A 15194-nucleotide genomic window follows, 5' to 3' on the forward strand; every position below is an offset into this window, starting at 1 on the left:
GGTTGTTGAATGCCTGATGTTGATTGGAATATGCTGCGGGACAAGGCAATCCAGGCGGCAGCGGGAGCCTACGCGCCGTATTCGCGGTTTCCGGTGGGCGCGGCCGGATTGGTCGATGACGGCCGCGTCGTCAGCGGATGCAATGTGGAGAATGTCTCATATGGCCTGGGTCTATGCGCGGAGTGCAGTGTCGTGTGCGCCCTGCATTCGAGCGGTGGCGGCCGGCTGGTGGCGCTCGCCTGTGTCACCGGGACCGGGTCGCTGCTGATGCCGTGCGGCCGATGTCGTCAGGTGCTGCTCGAGCACGGCGGCCCCGAGCTGCTGATTGACCATCCGGCTGGGCCCCGCCCGCTCGGGGATCTACTTCCGGATGCCTTCGGCCCCGGCGATCTGGCTAAGGAACTTTCTTGAGCGACTTCGCATTCGACGCGCCGACGGTGATTCGGACCAAGCGCGACGGGGGCCGGCTCTCCGACGCCGCCATCGACTGGATCATCGGGTCCTACACCGACGGCAAGGTTGCCGATGCACAGATGGCGGCCCTGTTGATGGCGATCGTGTGGCGCGGCATGGACCGCGGCGAGGTCGCGAGGTGGACCGAGGCGATGCTCACTTCCGGTGAGCTGCTGGACTTCACCGATCTGCGCTCGGGCGGTAAGCCGTTGGCGACGGTGGACAAGCACTCCACCGGCGGGGTCGGGGACAAAACCACGCTGGCCTTGGTGCCGATCGTCGCCGCCTGTGGCGGGGCCGTGCCAAAGGCATCCGGTCGTGGACTGGGCCATACCGGCGGCACCTTGGACAAGCTGGAATCCATCGCGGGCTGCACCACGGATTTGCCCAATCAGCGGGTCCGCGAACAATTGTGTGACATCGGTGCGGCGATCTTCGGCGCCGGACAGCTGGCAACGGCCGACAAGAAGCTGTATGCGTTGCGCGATATCACCGCGACGGTCGAATCCTTGCCGTTGATCGCCAGTTCGGTGATGAGCAAGAAGCTGGCCGAAGGGGTCGGCGGGTTGGTGCTCGACGTGAAGGTCGGTGCCGGGGCGCTGATGGAGTCGGAGGCACAGTGCCGCGAACTGGCGCACACCATGGTCGAGCTGGGCGCGGCCCATGGGGTGCCCACCCATGCGCTGCTGACGGACATGAACTGCCCGCTGGGCGCCACCGTCGGCAATGCGCTCGAGGTTGCCGAGTCCATGGAGGTGCTGGCCGGTGGCGGTCCGCCCGACCTGGTGGAGCTGACGTTGCGGTTGGCCGAGGAGATGCTCGCGTTGGCAGGGATCGACGATGTCGATCCCGCACAGACGCTGCGGGACGGGACCGCGATGGACCGATTCCGCCAGCTGGTCGCCGCCCAGGGAGGTGACTTGTCGGTACCGTTGCCCGTCGCGGCGCATTCGGAGAGCGTCATCGCCTACCGGAGCGGCACAATGGGCACCATCGACGCGATGGCAGTGGGGTTGACAGCCTGGCGGCTGGGTGCGGGCAGATCGCGCCCGGGCGAACAGATCCAAGCCGGTGCCGGCGTCAGGATCCACCGGCGACCCGGGGAGCCGGTCGCGGCCGGTGAGCCGTTGTTCACGCTGTACACCGATACCCCGGAACGCTTCGGCGCCGCGTTGGCCGAGCTGGAGGGCGCCTGGAGTGTCGAGGACACACCACCGGAGCCCGGGCCACTGATCATCGATCGGATTGCTTGATGACTAACCCACTGAACTTGGCGACGATCAAGCAAGCGCCCAAGGCCCTGCTGCACGATCACCTCGACGGCGGGCTGCGCCCGGCAACGGTGCTCGACATCGCCGGCCAAGTCGGCTATGACGGGCTGCCGGCGACCGACGTCGACGCGCTGGCGAACTGGTTTCGAACCCGGTCGCACAGTGGCTCACTGGAGCGCTATCTCGAACCCTTCTCGCACACGGTGGCCGTGATGCAGACTCCGGAGGCGTTGCACCGCGTCGCCTACGAGTGCGTGGAAGACCTGGCCGCCGATTCGGTGGTGTATGCCGAGGTGCGATTCGCCCCAGAGTTGCATATCGACCGCGGGCTGTCGTTCGACGAGGTCGTCGACGCCGTGTTGACCGGATTCGCCGCCGGCGAGAAGGCTTGTGGCGCCGAAGGCAGGCCGATCAAGGTGCGTTGCTTGGTCACCGCGATGAGGCACGCCGCGGTGTCTCGCGAGATCGCCGAGCTGGCGATCCGATTTCGGGACAAGGGGGTGGTCGGATTCGACATCGCCGGTGCCGAAGCCGGACACCCGCCGACCCGGCACCTGGACGCTTTTGAGTACATGTGGGATAACAACGCGCGCTTCACAATTCATGCTGGCGAGGCGTTCGGGTTGCCGTCCATCCATGAGGCGATCGCGTTTTGCGGTGCCGATCGGCTGGGTCACGGGGTGCGAATTACCGACGACATCGACGTCGGCCCCGACGGTGGTGTCACGTTGGGCAGGCTGGCATCCATCCTGCGGGACAAGCGAATTCCGCTGGAGTTGTGCCCCAGCTCGAACGTCCAGACGGGCGCCGTCGCAAGCATCGCCGACCACCCGTTCGATCTGTTAGCCCGGACGCGCTTTCGGGTGACCGTCAACACCGACAACCGGCTGATCAGTGACACCACGATGACGCTCGAAATGCATCGTCTGGTAGAGGCTTTCGGATATGGCTGGAGCGATCTCGAGCGGTTCACCATCAACGCGATGAAGTCGGCGTTCATTCCGTTCGATGAGCGGCTGGCGATCATCGACGAGGTGATCAAGCCGCGGTACGCAGTGCTGATCGGGTAGCGCAGGTGCCGGTGCCGATGCCTATCGGAGTGGACGGTCTCGACGAGCTGACCGCAATCGCGTGATCGGGTATGGCTAGCCAGCCGCGTCGAGATCGCCGAGCACCGGCGTGCCGTTCATCCAGCCTAAGGCCCGCCAGGCCGGTCGCAGAACGCCACACACAATGCTGAAGCGGGAATGGACACCCACTGCAGTTGCCCATCCGCCTGGCGCTCGCAATAGATCGGACCGGGGTTCCCCCATAGTTTCGCGCCTTCCGGCGAGCATGGTTTACCGATATCGGTATCGGCATGCGCCGGGCTGCTTCCGATGAGGACCGCGATCGGAGTGACCGCCGTCATGATCGCCAAGCCGACGAACCTCCGTAGGTCCATGATCCACGCCTTCCTGTAATGGCAGCGCCGAACGACAAACTCGACGATACAAGGAAACGTGACTGAGCAGCAGGAGCAGGCAGTGTTCTTCGAGTTCCACCCAGGGTGGCCCATCAAAAGGGCGGTGGTTCGTCGTCGGGATCGGTTGGTGGGCTGTGGGTTTCGGTGGGGGTTGTGGTGGCGCTGGCGGTTGCGGTGGTTTGGCGGCGTTGGTGGTTGTGGTGGCGTTCGGTGGCGATGTAGTGGGCCCGGTTTTGCGCGCGGGTGCTGGCTCGTAGCGGCATCATCGCGGTACGGTCCCCACAACGGTCGGCGCGGGCCGGATCGGGTGGGGGTGGGTCGCCGGTAGGGGTGCACAGGCTGGGGAACAGCAGCGCGCTGCCGGGGGTGGTGACGTGGGTTTGGTTGTCGGGCAGGGTCCAGATCACGGTGCCGTCGGGCAGTTGTTTGTCGCGCCAGCCCCAGAAGGTTTTCAAAAGGTGGTGGGTGCGGCACAGACATTTGATGTTGGAGGGGTGGGTGGCGCCGCCGTCGGAGTAGGCGATGGTGTGGTCGAGGTCGGTATCGGTGGCGGGGCGGTCGCAGCCTGGGGCTCGGCAGGTCAGGTCTCGGGCCCGCACGTAGGCCGCCAGTTGCGGTGAGGGGGTGTAGCGGGGTTCGCCCCCGGGTGGGTCGAGGGGTTGCAGGCGCGCGGTGCGGGCCAGCTCGGCGACCAGCTCGGCGGGGATGAGGCCGTCGGCGCCAAGCAGGGTGCCCGGGGTGGCACTGCGGCCTTCCAGGGTGGCTTGTTCGGCGATCACATGAACGACTACCGGGGACACCGGGCGGGTGGCGGCGGGGCAACCGGGGTCAGCGCAGCGGCAGTCCAGCCGCTGGGCGCCGGCGGCCAGCGCGCCCAGGGCGTCGGCGCGGCGCTGATCGCGGGTTCGCGGATCGGCGGGGCACACGGTGGCCGCCAACGCGTCCAGGCGTTGGTCGAGGGTGTGGGCGTCGGTGGCATACAACCGCCCCGAGATCTCACTCATCCCCGACTGCACGTCCCAGATCGCCACTGCCCGGTCCCGGGTGTGTTCGCGGGTGCGGCGCACCGCGTCGGGGTCGGCGCCGGCCACGATGCGATCGATGGCGGCGGCCAGCTTGCCCTGGGTCATCGACGGCCAGCGCCGCACCCGCAGGGCAAGCTCGGCGTCCACCCGGGCCAGCACCTGCGGGTCGGTGATCAAGTCGCTGCGATAGACCAGCGTCTGAAACATGCGGTAATCGATGTCGCCGGCTACGAACACCGCCGCCACCTCGGGGAGTCGTTCGCGCATGGCCAGCGCGTAGCGCAGGTAGCTGCCGGCCATGGCCAGGCTGGTGCGAAAGGCCGCGGCCACCTCAGCGCCCACCGCGGCCCAGGTGTCCACGGCCCAGTCGGCGCATTCGCCGCGTTCCCGGCGGCGCAGCTCGAACAGCTCTGCGATCGCCGCCAAGCGGGCCGCGGCGGCCCGAGCTTCGGCGCGCCCGGCCGCGCGCATCCGATCGATCAGGGTGCGTGACGGCTCGGTGTCGGAAGGCTCCCAATACTCCGCGAGATCGAACATGTGTTCGAGCATAACCGAGCCCACCGACACCGTCATACCATCGTTCGTGTGCTGCTTAACCGTGTCACTGCCGAGGGCATCGCGGACGGCAGCATCAGCCTGGTGCTGCGGCGCTGGGACGTCGCACGGGCAAAGCCCGGTGGCACCCAACGCACGATGGCCGGCACGATCCGCATCGACGATGTCGAGGAGCTGCCCCACGACCATCGGGTCACCGAACAGCAGGCGCGTGCTGCCGGCTATCGGGATGCCGCGACCGCCCAGGCGGAGCTGGATCGGCGGCACGCGAAACACACCTACCTCATCACCGTGGCGTTCGTCGGCCCCGACGAGCGCCCCTCGTTGGCGAAAGCCGACGCCCTGACCGCCGATGACACCCAATCGATCGTGGCCCGCCTCGACCGCCTCGACGCCGTCAGTCAGTCCGGCCCGTGGACCAGGCGCTACCTGCGATTGATCGCCGACAACGAGGCGGTTCGCGCCCCGAACCTGGCGGCCGGGGAAGGACTGGATGTGCCCCGCTTCAAGCGGCGGGTGCGTCGGCTCAAGGAACTGGGCCTGACGATCAGCCTCAATGTCGGCTACCGCCTGTCGCCGCGGGGCCGGGCTTTTCTGGAAGCCACCGGCTGATGCAGTTGCTGCCGGAGCACATCAGCACCGACGAGGCGAGCACGCTAATGCTGTCCGACGGGCGCGCGCTCGCCTACCAGGAGTGGGGCGACGGCGCCGGGTATCCCACGTTCTACTTTCACGGCACGCCTAGCTCGCGGCTCGAAGGTGCCTTTGCCGATCAGGCCGCAAAGCGGACCGGCTTTCGATTGATCGCGGTCGATCGTCCCGGATTTGGGCGCTCGACATTTCAGGAACGGCGCCGGTTGCGTGATTGGCCCGCAGACGTATGCGTCCTGGCCGATGCGCTCGAGCTGGACGATTTTGGCGTGGTCGGGCATTCGGGAGCAGGTCCCCATCTCTTCGCCTGCGGCGCTCTCATTTCGCCGGCACGGCTTGCGTTCGTCGGCGCGCTCGGACCATGGGGTCCGTTAGTCACCCCGGAAATCATGCGTGGCCTCAACGCCGCGGACCGCTGCTATGCACTCATAGCGCGACGAGCGCCATGGATGTTCGGCGCATCATTTGCGCCCCTCGGCTGGTGCGCGAAGTACTCGCCCGGGTTGTTTGCGACGTTGGTTACCGCATCGGTCCCAACAGTAGACAAGCGCCGCATGCTCGACCCACTCTTCCTCAAGCACTTCCAAGCCATGCAACTCGAAGCGTTCCGGCAGGGCAGCAGAGGTGGAGCGTACGAGGCGTTTCTCGAGTATCGGCCCTGGGACTTCGACCTCGCCGAGGTCGCTGTGCCCGTGCACATCTGGCTGGGTGACCGCGACTCATTCGTGCCGCGCGCGATGGGCGAGTATCTCGAGGGCGCGATTCCGAATGTCGATTTTCACTGGGTCGAAGGCAAAGGCCATTTCAACATCGAAGACTGGGACGCCATCTTCGCCGCATGCGCCGGAGACATCGGCACCCGTAGGTAAGCGGCGCTATTCGCGTCTGAGCCGACCCTCCACGAAGGACTCCAACTTTTCCCACTCCCGTACGGCCGACGCGTACGGCGGTGCGGGCTTGCCGACGGCCTCGGGGTCCAGCACGTAGGCCACCAGCTTGCCCAGTGGCTTGCCGGAGTCGAGCGCCTTGTCGACGGTGCTCTCCTCGGAGTAGTCGCCGATATCGCGGAGCAGCTCGACGGCGAGGTCGAGCTGGTCGCGGTCCACCGCGTCGGGCCCGTCGGCGAAATCGTCGGCGAGCCCGCTCAGCACGTAAACGTTGTCGTCGGTGACGTCCACCGCCAGTGACCCGTCGGTGGCGGCGGTGCGGATGTCGTCGTAGGTACTCAGATCCGACAAGTCATGGTCGTGTTCGTCGGCGAGGTAGCGCGCCAGGGCGCGCTCGGAGCTGAATACGCTGATCCGGCCGTTGCGGCCCAGGAAGATCGGGCGATCATCCAGGTAGCAGCGCAGCGTATAGAAGGTACCCGAACCCGTCATGATCTGGATCGGGTCGATACCTACTTGCAGCCAGAAATCCTCCTGGCTGCCCAGCACGACGGTGTCGCCGGGCGCGCGTTCATGCTCCTCTTCCTCGCCCTCGTCGGCCTCCTCGCCCTCCTCGGCTTCGTCAACTGCGTCCTCCGCGGCCTCGGCGTCGGACTCGTCAGCTGTCTCGGGTTCTTCGATCTCCTCTTCCAGTTCTTCGGCGGCCTTCTCCGACAGCTCCGCGTCGACCTCGGGAATGCTGATGATGCCCTCGACGGCGTTGAGCACGTCATCCCAGCTTCGCCCGATGATCTCGGCGATCATGTTCCAGCGTTTCTGGCCGGCCTTCCCGGTGAAGTGTTCGATGCCGCCAGACACCGTGCCCAGCATGGGATTGCCGTTGAAGAACTTCGAGACCGCCGCCAGCTCGCACACCGATCCGATGGACGAGACCACCGCCAGTGTGGCCGCCAGCGTGGATACCGAGTCCTCCGTCGGCTTCTCGGCCACCAGCTCCTCGACGACCATCAGATCGAACTGCCTGTCTTCGGACGGCTCGAAGTGATGCGCGTGAGCCTCGGTCAGACCCTGCCACGCGGGGTGGTCGACCACGTCGTTGTCGGTGTTGGAACGCACGAATGCGACCAGGTCAGCAACGTTTTCGAAGCCGTACAGGTCGTCGTCTTTGCCCAGAAACGCTTCCCACTCGTCGCCGGCATCACGCCACCGAGGCGCCCACAGCGTGTAGCGGTCACCTTCGGACAGGCTCAGGCGGATGGGCACGAGGTCAGCAGCCATGCGGCACAGAATAGCGACCCCGCCCGATTGTGCTTACCCGCCCCAAATACTTGCGATGGGGGCGGCATTCACCGCATTGCCGGTCTTGGGCAAGCCATACATCTGCTCCAGTGTGGAAAGCACGTTGTAGTGGTTGATCTGCTCGTTGTACGTTCCGGGCTGCACGTGCGCGCCGTAGAACACCGTCGGAATTTGGTTCCGGCTGGATCCATCGTCCTCGTCCCAGGTCACGATCAGCAGGCTGTTGTTGGCCTTGGCCCAGTTGGCATACGCAGACAGCTGGCGGTTCAGCCAGGCGTCGCCGGCGGCGATCGAGCCGTCGTGCATGTTGTTGGCGGCATTGGGAATGACGAACGCGACGGTGGGCAGGCTGGCGTAGTTGTCCGGGGCGGGAAATGCGGAAAACGGCACGGAATTCGTTGGCGGCACGTTGCTGAAGTTGACCCAGGGCACGTGCTTGCGTCCGTACTTGCCCGCACTGCAGACCGTTGAGCCGACCGCGGGTAGGTCTTCTGAATAACCCACGAATGTGTAACCAGCGGCTAGCAATTCAGAACCCAGATTGGGCAGGTTGCCACCGTCAACCGGACAGATGTTCTTCTTCAAACCGAACGTGTCGCCGGCGAACAGCGCCAGGTAGTTCGGTTCGCTTGGGTGTGTTTCGGCGAACGACTGGGCCATCATTGCGCCGTTGGCGGCCAGGGCGTTGATAAACGGCGCCGACTTGTTACCGATGATGTTGGCCTGAGAACGGTTTTCCTCCACCACGATTACCACGTGCGCGAAGGTCGGCAGGGCTGCAGCGGCGTGTGCTCGCGTGGGGGCCACGCTGGCGATGATCGTTAGCAACATCAACGTCGCTAGGGCGAGGGGCCGCATGCCGGGGAGTATATGGGCGGGTTGAGCCGGTTGGGACCCTGGCGGGAAGCGTGTCAGCGGTACGACTCCCGATTGTTACGTACGCTCGAAGCCATGGACGTGTGCGTGGTAGACCACCCGCTGGCCGCTGCCCGACTTACCGTGCTGCGCGACGAACGTACCGATCCGGCTACCTTTCGGGCAGCGTTGCGCGAACTGACGCTGGTGCTGGTCTACGAGGCCAGCAGAGACGCACCCCGGGAGCCGGTCAAGATCCGGACCCCAGTTGCCGAAACGGTTGGGACGCGACTCATCAACCCGCCACTACTGGTTCCCGTGTTGCGGGCCGGCCTGGGGATGATCGACGAGGCACAGGCTGCGATACCGGAGGCCCAGGTCGGGTTCGTCGGTATGGCGCGCGACGAGGAAACCCACGAGCCGGTCACGTACATGGAGAAGTTGCCCGACGATCTCAGAGGCTGGCCGGTAATGGTCCTCGATCCCATGCTGGCAACTGGTGGGTCGATGATCCAAACCATCGAACTGCTGAAACGCCGCGGCGCAACGGAATTCATCGTGCTCTGTGTGGTGGCCGCACCGGAAGGACTTGCGGCGCTTGAAAAAGCGGCGCCCACCGCCCGGGTGTTCACCGTGGCGGTCGACGAAGGGCTCAATCAGGCGGCATATATCGTGCCGGGTCTCGGAGATGCCGGCGACCGGCAGTTCGGGCCCAGCCCCTTCACCAACCCGCAACCGAAGAGACCAGCCCCGCACGCACCGCGGCGGCCCGTTCCCGGGCATGTCGTAGGTCACCGGCCCCCGCGCAGCGAACCTCCAGATAACACTTCACCTTCGGCTCGGTTCCGGAAAGGCGCGCCACCACCCTGATCGAGGTGCCACCGTCGCCGCCGGTGAAGATCAGCGCGTCGGCGATATCGGTTACGGTCACGGCTAATCCAGCCAGCCGATCCGGCGGCGCCGCACGCAGCCGCTGCATCCACCCGGCAGCCTCTTCGGGGTTGGCGACGCGACGTGATACCGCGGCAACATCGTGCACTCCGTGGCGCCGGGCAAGGTCGTCGAGCACATCAGACACCGACCGACCCTGCTGCTTCGCCATGGCGACCAGATCGCACACCAAAACCGCGGCACTGATGCCGTCCTTGTCGCGCACCGCGACGGGATCGACGCAGTGCCCGATCGCCTCCTCGTAGGCGTACCCGAGCGTTCCCCCGGCGCGCGCGTCGGCGCGCGCCAACCATTTGAAACCGGTGCGAGTCTCCACGTGGACCGCGCCGTAGTGCGCGGCGATCGCCGCCAGCATCCGCGACGACACCACGGTGCTGGCAACCACCAGGCTCTCCGGATTCGAGGCCCGCGACAAGATGTAATCGCCTAGCAACCAACCGGTTTCGTCGCCGGACAGCATTCGCCAGCCCGACGCCCGTGAATTTCCCAACGGGATGCCCACCGCACACCGGTCAGCATCCGGATCCAGCGCGATCGCAACGTCGGCCCTGACTTCGGCGGCCAGGGCGAGCAGTGCGTCGGTGGCGCCGGGCTCCTCCGGATTTGGGAATCTCACGGTGGGGAAGTCGGGATCCGGCGCGAATTGTGCTGCGACGGTTTGCACATCGTCGAAGCCGGCCCGGCGCAGCGTCTCGACCGCGACGGCACCGCCGACCCCGTGCATGGGTGTCAGGGCCACCCGGACGGATCCGGTGCCGCGGCGGACTCCGGCCGCGCGCTTGATGTAGCGGTCAATGAGGTCGGTGCCTGCGGGTTGCACCGGTTTCCTGATGATCTGATCGGCTGGGGGAGCCGACGACATCGCGGCTTCAATTTGGTGGTCGGTAGGAGAAACGATCTGGATACCGTCGTCGAGATACACCTTGTACCCGTTGTCGGTCGCGGGGTTATGCGACGCGGTGATCTGAATCCCGGCGGCGGCGCCGGTGTGGCGCACCGCGAACGCGACCACCGGTGTGGGCACCGGCCCCGGCAGCAGCAGCACCGAAAAGCCTTCGGCAGCAAGCACTTCAGCCGTCATCCTGGCAAATGCCGCCGAGCCGTGCCGAGCGTCGCGCCCCACGATGGCCAGCCCACCGCCACAGCCGCGCTGACTGAGCACCTGTGCCACCGCCCACGTTGCGCGCAGCACCACGGCAACATTCATCGCGTCCGGGCCGCCGCGCACCGGACCGCGCAGCCCCGCGGTCCCGAATGCCAGTGGACGAGCGAATCGCGCCGCCAGCTCGGCGGGGTCGCACGCGGCGAGCTCGGCGGCCGTCCGCGGGTCCGGGTCGTGAGCGATCCAATCCTGTGGTGTCACAGTCACTTTCTAAAACCGAGCGATGACGTCGGCCAGCAGCGATCCCATCCGAGCCGCCGACGCGGCCCCGGCGGCGAGCACCTCGGCGTGGCTCACTGGCTTGCCCGTGATCCCGGCCGCCAGGTTCGTCACCAGGGACACCCCGAGCACCTCGGCACCCGCCGCCCGTGCGGCGATGGTCTCGTGCACGGTCGACATGCCCACCAGGTCGGCGCCCAACGTTTGCAGCATCCGAATCTCCGCGGGCGTCTCATAATGCGGACCCGGCAGGGCGGCGTAGACGCCCTCGGGCAGCTCCGGGTCCGCGGCGTGAGCCAGCGCCCGCAGCCGTGGTGAATACGCGTGGGTCAGGTCAACGAACTGCGCCCCGACCAGCGGCGAACGCGCGGTCAGGTTCAGGTGGTCGCTGATCAGCATCGGCTGGCCCACCTGCAGCTCCCGACGCAGTCCGCCGGCCGCGTTGGTGAGCACGACGATCCGCGCTCCCGCGGCACAGGCTGACCGTACCGGGTGCACGACGTGCCGCAGCTCGTGTCCCTCGTAGGCGTGGATGCGACCGGCCAGCACCAGCACCCGGTGCCTACCGATCGGCACCGACGACAGCTCCCCGGCATGGCCGGCCGCCTGTGGGGGCGTAAACCCCGGCACTTCGGCGTAAGGCAGTGCGGCGGTAGGGGAACCCAGTGCCGCAACGGCCGGTGCCCAGCCCGACCCAAGAACGACCGCGACGTCGTGCTCGCCGATCCCGGTGCGCTCCGCGATGACCTGGGCCGCCCGCTGCGCGAGTTCGGCGGGATCAGTCACAGTGGGGGAGCGTAACTCGCTCGATGAGATACTGCGAGCATGCTTGCTGCCAGCGCACTGGATAACGTCGAGGAAGTGGTGCGACGCCGTGGCAGCGAACTGGTCGAGCTGTCCCACGCGATCCACGCCGAACCGGAGTTGGCGTTCGCCGAACACCGCAGCTGCGCCAAGACCCAGGCGCTGGTTGCCGAACGCGGTTTCGAGATGGCCGCGGCGGTCGCCGGTTTGGACACGGCGTTTCGCGCCGACTACGGCAGTGGACCGCTGGTAGTCGGGATCTGCGCAGAATATGACGCGCTTCCCGGTATTGGCCACGCCTGCGGTCATAACATCATTGCCGCATCGGCGGTGGGCACCGCGCTGGCATTGGCCGAGGTAGCCGATGACTTGGGCCTGACGGTGGCGTTGCTGGGCACGCCGGCCGAGGAGTCCGGCGGCGGTAAGGCGCTGATGCTGCAGGCCGGGACATTCGATGATGTCGCGGTTGCGGTGATGGTGCATCCCGGGCCGACCGACATTGCCGGGACCCGATCGTTGGCGTTGTCTGAGGTCACCGTTAAGTACCGAGGTAAGGAATCGCACGCCGCCGTCGCCCCGCACCTCGGGGTCAATGCCGCCGATGCCGTGACCGTTGCCCAAGTGGCCGTGGGATTGCTGCGACAGCAGCTGGCGCCGGGGCAGCTGGTGCACGGCATCGTCACCGAGGGCGGGCAGGCGGTCAACGTCATCCCCGGGCATGCGTCGTTGCAGTATGCGATGCGGGCGGTGGAATCGGATTCGCTGCGCGAGCTAGAGGGCAGAATGTTCGCTTGCTTTGCCGCGGGTGCGCTGGCCGCTGGCTGTGAATACGGAATCGACAACGCCGCACCGGCATACGCGGAGCTCAAACCCGACCGATGGCTGGCCGAGGTATGCCGGGAGGAGATGCGCCGGCTCGGGCGCCAGCCGGTGCCGCCCGCCATGGAGGCGGCGCTCCCGTTGGGCAGCACCGACATGGGTAACGTGACGCAGGTGATACCGGGGATTCATCCGGTGATCGGCCTAGACGCCGGCGGGGCCACGGTCCACCAGCGCGCCTTCGCCGCGGCGGCCGTCGGTCCCAGCGCCGATCGCGCGGTAGTGGACGGCGCGATCATGTTGGCGCGCACCATCGTTCATCTCGCCCAGACTCGCGACGAGCGTGACCGGGTACTGGCGGCTCGCGATAAACGGGTGGCCTCATGAGCCGCGCCGGCGACGATGCAGAGCGTAGCGATGAGGAGGAGCGGTGCATATGAGCCGCGCCGGCGACGATGCAGAGCGTAGCGATGAGGAGGAGCGGTGCATATGAGCCGCGCCGGCGACGATGCAGAGCGTAGCGATGAGGAGGAGCGGTGCATATGAGCCGCGCCGGCGACGATGCAGAGCGTAGCGATGAGGAGGAGCGGTGCATATGAGCCTCGTGGACACCGCCGAATCGTGGCTCGCCGCGCACTACGACCAGCTGATCGAATGGCGCCGGCACATCCACCGCTATCCAGAGTTGGGCCGCCAGGAGTATGCCACCACGCAGTTCGTTGCCGAGCGGTTGGCCGATGCGGGGCTCAACCCCAAGGTGCTACCCGGGGGAACCGGACTGACCTGCGACTTCGGCCCCGAGCATCAGCCGAAGATTGCGCTGCGCGCCGACATGGATGCGTTGCCGATGGCTGAGCGGACCGGCGCACCGTACGCCTCGACGATGCCCAATGTCGCGCACGCCTGTGGTCATGACGCCCACACCGCGATCCTGTTGGGCACCGCGCTGGCGTTGGCGTCGGTACCCGAGCTGCCGGTCGGGGTGCGACTGATCTTCCAGGCTGCCGAAGAGCTGATGCCCGGCGGCGCCATCGACGCGATCGCCGCCGGAGCGTTGATCGGGGTGTCACGAATCTTCGCTCTGCACTGCGATCCTCGGCTCGAGGTCGGCAAGATCGCGGTCAGACATGGCCCCATCACTTCGGCGGCCGACTCCATCGAGATCACGCTGTATTCGCCTGGCGGACACACGTCGCGTCCACACTTGACCGCCGACTTGGTTTACGGCCTCGGCACGCTGATCACCGGGCTGCCCGGGGTGCTGTCGCGTCGCATCGACCCGCGCAACGGCACGGTGCTGGTGTGGGGGGCGGTCAATGCCGGCGTGGCCGCCAACGCCATTCCCCAAACCGGCGTCCTGTACGGCACCGTTCGCACCGCGAGCCGGCAGACCTGGGTCGACCTCGAGGACATCATCCGCGAAGCGGTGGCTGCGCTGCTGTCGCCGTTGGCCATTGAGCACACCCTGCAGTACCGACGCGGCGTGCCACCCGTGGTCAACGAGGACGTGTCGACACGCATCCTCACCCACGCCATCGAGGCCGTCGGACCCGACGTGCTCGCCGACACCCGGCAATCCGGCGGCGGTGAGGACTTCTCCTGGTACCTCGAGGAAGTGCCCGGCGCGATGGCGCGCCTGGGGGTTTGGTCGGGCGAGGGACCCCAGTTGGACCTACATCAGCCAACGTTCGACCTTGACGAGCGGGCCCTGGGGATCGGGCTGCGAGTGCTGGTGAACATCATCGAGCAGGCCGCCGCCTTCTGACCGCGAGCGTGCGTGTCTGTGCAAGGACACGCCGCCCCGCGGTGGCATTCTGCGCACCTTCGGCGGGGGTGAATTGTGGGGATGGGAGGCTCGCCCGGACGATAGCGTGCGTGCAGCCAGAGCTGGGTCAGCTATTGGACTCGCAGGGCGGGGTCGTTACTTCCGCCCAGGCCTTGACATTCCTCACCCGACGCGGCCTGGAGTCACAGCTGAAATGCGGTGTGCTGCAAAAGGTTTGGCATGGCATCTACGGTCGGGGCGAAATCACCGACGCACTACGTCTGCGTGGCCTGGATTTGGCGACCGGGACGAGGGTCGCGGTGTGCCTGGGCACGGCAGCGGCCGTACACGGATTCGACACCGAAGGGGATAAGTACCTGCACGTGCTCAATCCCGCCGGGCAGCAATTGCGACCGACCCGCGGGCTAGTGGTGCATCGTCGCGAGGGCGCGCCGTTGACCGAGCTTTCGGGCCGGCCGATCACTACGCCCGCATGGACCGCGATCGAGGTGGCCCGCAGCCTGCGGCGGCCGAGGGCGCTGGCGACGCTGGACGCCGCCCTGCGCAGTGGCACGTGTGGCCGTGTCGAACTCGAGCAGGCCGTCAAACGGCAGTCCGGCCGGCGCGGCATCGTCATCGTGCGCGAGTTGCTGCCTCTAGCCTCCCCACTGGCCGAGTCGCCGATGGAGAGCGAGGCCCGGTTGGTCATGCATGACGGCGGGTTGCCCCCGCCGCTGCTGCAGTACCAGATCGTCGACCTGCACGGGCGGATCTGGCGGCTCGACTTCGCCTGGCCCGAACACCGCGTCGCGGCCGAGTACGACGGCGTGGACTGGCACAGCGGGCCGGACGCATTTCTCCGGGACCGCCGGCGTACGTCTGCGCTCCAAGAGCTGGGCTGGCTGGTACATCCCATCATCGCCGAGGACGTCAGGTACCGACCCGTCGAACTTATCCGCCGACTCGAGACATCGCTACGACGCGCCGCGTGAGAGTGCGTAAAGTGCCAGCCG

The 15194-nt window shown here is 66.8% G+C and carries 14 protein-coding genes and 1 pseudogene; 9 read left to right on the top strand and 6 right to left on the bottom strand.

Annotated elements, in window-relative coordinates; genetic code table 11:
• The first annotated feature begins 9 nt into the window (after positions 1-9).
• The 3 genes from AADZ78_RS05985 to AADZ78_RS05995 are packed head-to-tail and all read left to right on the top strand — an operon-like array spanning position 10 to position 2794.
• Positions 10-411, top strand: coding sequence for a cytidine deaminase (locus AADZ78_RS05985; protein WP_085251053.1), 402 nt, complete (start codon positions 10-12; stop codon positions 409-411).
• A complete protein-coding gene (locus AADZ78_RS05990; protein WP_085251052.1) occupies positions 408-1706 on the top strand; it encodes a thymidine phosphorylase in 1299 nt (432 codons plus the stop codon). Before AADZ78_RS05985 ends, AADZ78_RS05990 begins: the two co-directional genes overlap by 4 nt.
• Positions 1706-2794 carry an adenosine deaminase gene (locus AADZ78_RS05995; RefSeq protein ID WP_085251051.1) on the top strand — a complete coding sequence of 363 codons (1089 nt, stop codon included), beginning with the start codon at positions 1706-1708 and terminating at the stop codon, positions 2792-2794. Before AADZ78_RS05990 ends, AADZ78_RS05995 begins: the two co-directional genes overlap by 1 nt.
• A gap of 125 nt (positions 2795-2919) precedes the next feature.
• Here AADZ78_RS05995 and AADZ78_RS06000 read toward each other — a convergent pair whose 3' ends face one another.
• Both AADZ78_RS06000 and AADZ78_RS06005 read right to left on the bottom strand, forming a co-directional pair.
• Entirely contained in the window at positions 2920-3168 is a 249-nt protein-coding gene (locus tag AADZ78_RS06000; RefSeq protein ID WP_085251050.1) for a hypothetical protein, read from the bottom strand.
• 113 nt (positions 3169-3281) lie between these two features.
• Positions 3282-4763, bottom strand: a complete 1482-nt coding sequence (locus tag AADZ78_RS06005) for an HNH endonuclease signature motif containing protein (protein WP_085251083.1) — start codon at positions 4761-4763, stop codon at positions 3282-3284.
• A 36-nt stretch (positions 4764-4799) separates the two neighbouring features.
• Between AADZ78_RS06005 and AADZ78_RS06010 the strand changes: the two genes are divergently transcribed.
• Together AADZ78_RS06010 and AADZ78_RS06015 are read left to right on the top strand one after the other, a co-directional pair.
• A complete protein-coding gene (locus tag AADZ78_RS06010; protein ID WP_085251049.1) occupies positions 4800-5381 on the top strand; it encodes a hypothetical protein in 582 nt (193 codons plus the stop codon).
• The gene (locus AADZ78_RS06015; protein ID WP_085251048.1) at positions 5381-6289 is read left to right on the top strand and encodes an alpha/beta fold hydrolase; all 909 of its coding nucleotides are present in this window, start codon (positions 5381-5383) and stop codon (positions 6287-6289) included. The genes AADZ78_RS06010 and AADZ78_RS06015 overlap by 1 nt, the downstream gene beginning before the upstream one ends.
• A 6-nt stretch (positions 6290-6295) precedes the next feature.
• Here AADZ78_RS06015 and AADZ78_RS06020 read toward each other — a convergent pair whose 3' ends face one another.
• Together AADZ78_RS06020 and AADZ78_RS06025 are read right to left on the bottom strand one after the other, a co-directional pair.
• On the bottom strand, positions 6296-7585 hold the full coding sequence (locus tag AADZ78_RS06020; protein ID WP_085251047.1) for a primosomal protein: 1290 nt from the start codon (positions 7583-7585) through the stop codon (positions 6296-6298).
• A 33-nt stretch (positions 7586-7618) separates the two neighbouring features.
• Complete coding sequence (locus AADZ78_RS06025) at positions 7619-8437, bottom strand: alkaline phosphatase family protein (RefSeq protein WP_085251046.1); 819 nt, start codon at positions 8435-8437, stop codon at positions 7619-7621.
• 120 nt (positions 8438-8557) lie between these two features.
• Here AADZ78_RS06025 and upp point away from each other — a divergent pair.
• Positions 8558-9175: pseudogene (gene upp, locus AADZ78_RS06030) on the top strand (uracil phosphoribosyltransferase); the annotation flags it as partial.
• A 7-nt stretch (positions 9176-9182) separates the two neighbouring features.
• Here the strand turns inward: upp and AADZ78_RS06035 are convergent.
• Both AADZ78_RS06035 and AADZ78_RS06040 read right to left on the bottom strand, forming a co-directional pair.
• Positions 9183-10775, bottom strand: coding sequence for a phospho-sugar mutase (locus AADZ78_RS06035; RefSeq protein WP_239656844.1), 1593 nt, complete (start codon positions 10773-10775; stop codon positions 9183-9185).
• A gap of 9 nt (positions 10776-10784) precedes the next feature.
• Positions 10785-11579: a purine-nucleoside phosphorylase gene (locus AADZ78_RS06040; protein WP_085251044.1), complete on the bottom strand. Its 795-nt coding sequence runs from the start codon at positions 11577-11579 to the stop codon at positions 10785-10787.
• Between the two features lie 39 nt (positions 11580-11618).
• On the opposite strand from AADZ78_RS06040, the gene AADZ78_RS06045 reads away from it, so the two are divergent.
• The 3 genes from AADZ78_RS06045 to AADZ78_RS06055 all read left to right on the top strand — a co-directional run bounded on the left by AADZ78_RS06045 (position 11619) and on the right by AADZ78_RS06055 (position 15173).
• The gene (locus tag AADZ78_RS06045) at positions 11619-12803 is read left to right on the top strand and encodes a M20 family metallopeptidase (protein ID WP_085251043.1); all 1185 of its coding nucleotides are present in this window, start codon (positions 11619-11621) and stop codon (positions 12801-12803) included.
• Between the two features lie 208 nt (positions 12804-13011).
• Positions 13012-14181, top strand: a complete 1170-nt coding sequence (locus AADZ78_RS06050) for a M20 family metallopeptidase (RefSeq protein WP_085251041.1) — start codon at positions 13012-13014, stop codon at positions 14179-14181.
• A 110-nt stretch (positions 14182-14291) separates the two neighbouring features.
• Positions 14292-15173 carry a hypothetical protein gene (locus AADZ78_RS06055; protein ID WP_085251040.1) on the top strand — a complete coding sequence of 294 codons (882 nt, stop codon included), beginning with the start codon at positions 14292-14294 and terminating at the stop codon, positions 15171-15173.
• Positions 15174-15194: the final 21 nt, after the last annotated feature.

Source organism: Mycobacterium riyadhense (assembly GCF_963853645.1).
GTDB classification, from domain to species: domain Bacteria; phylum Actinomycetota; class Actinomycetes; order Mycobacteriales; family Mycobacteriaceae; genus Mycobacterium; species Mycobacterium riyadhense.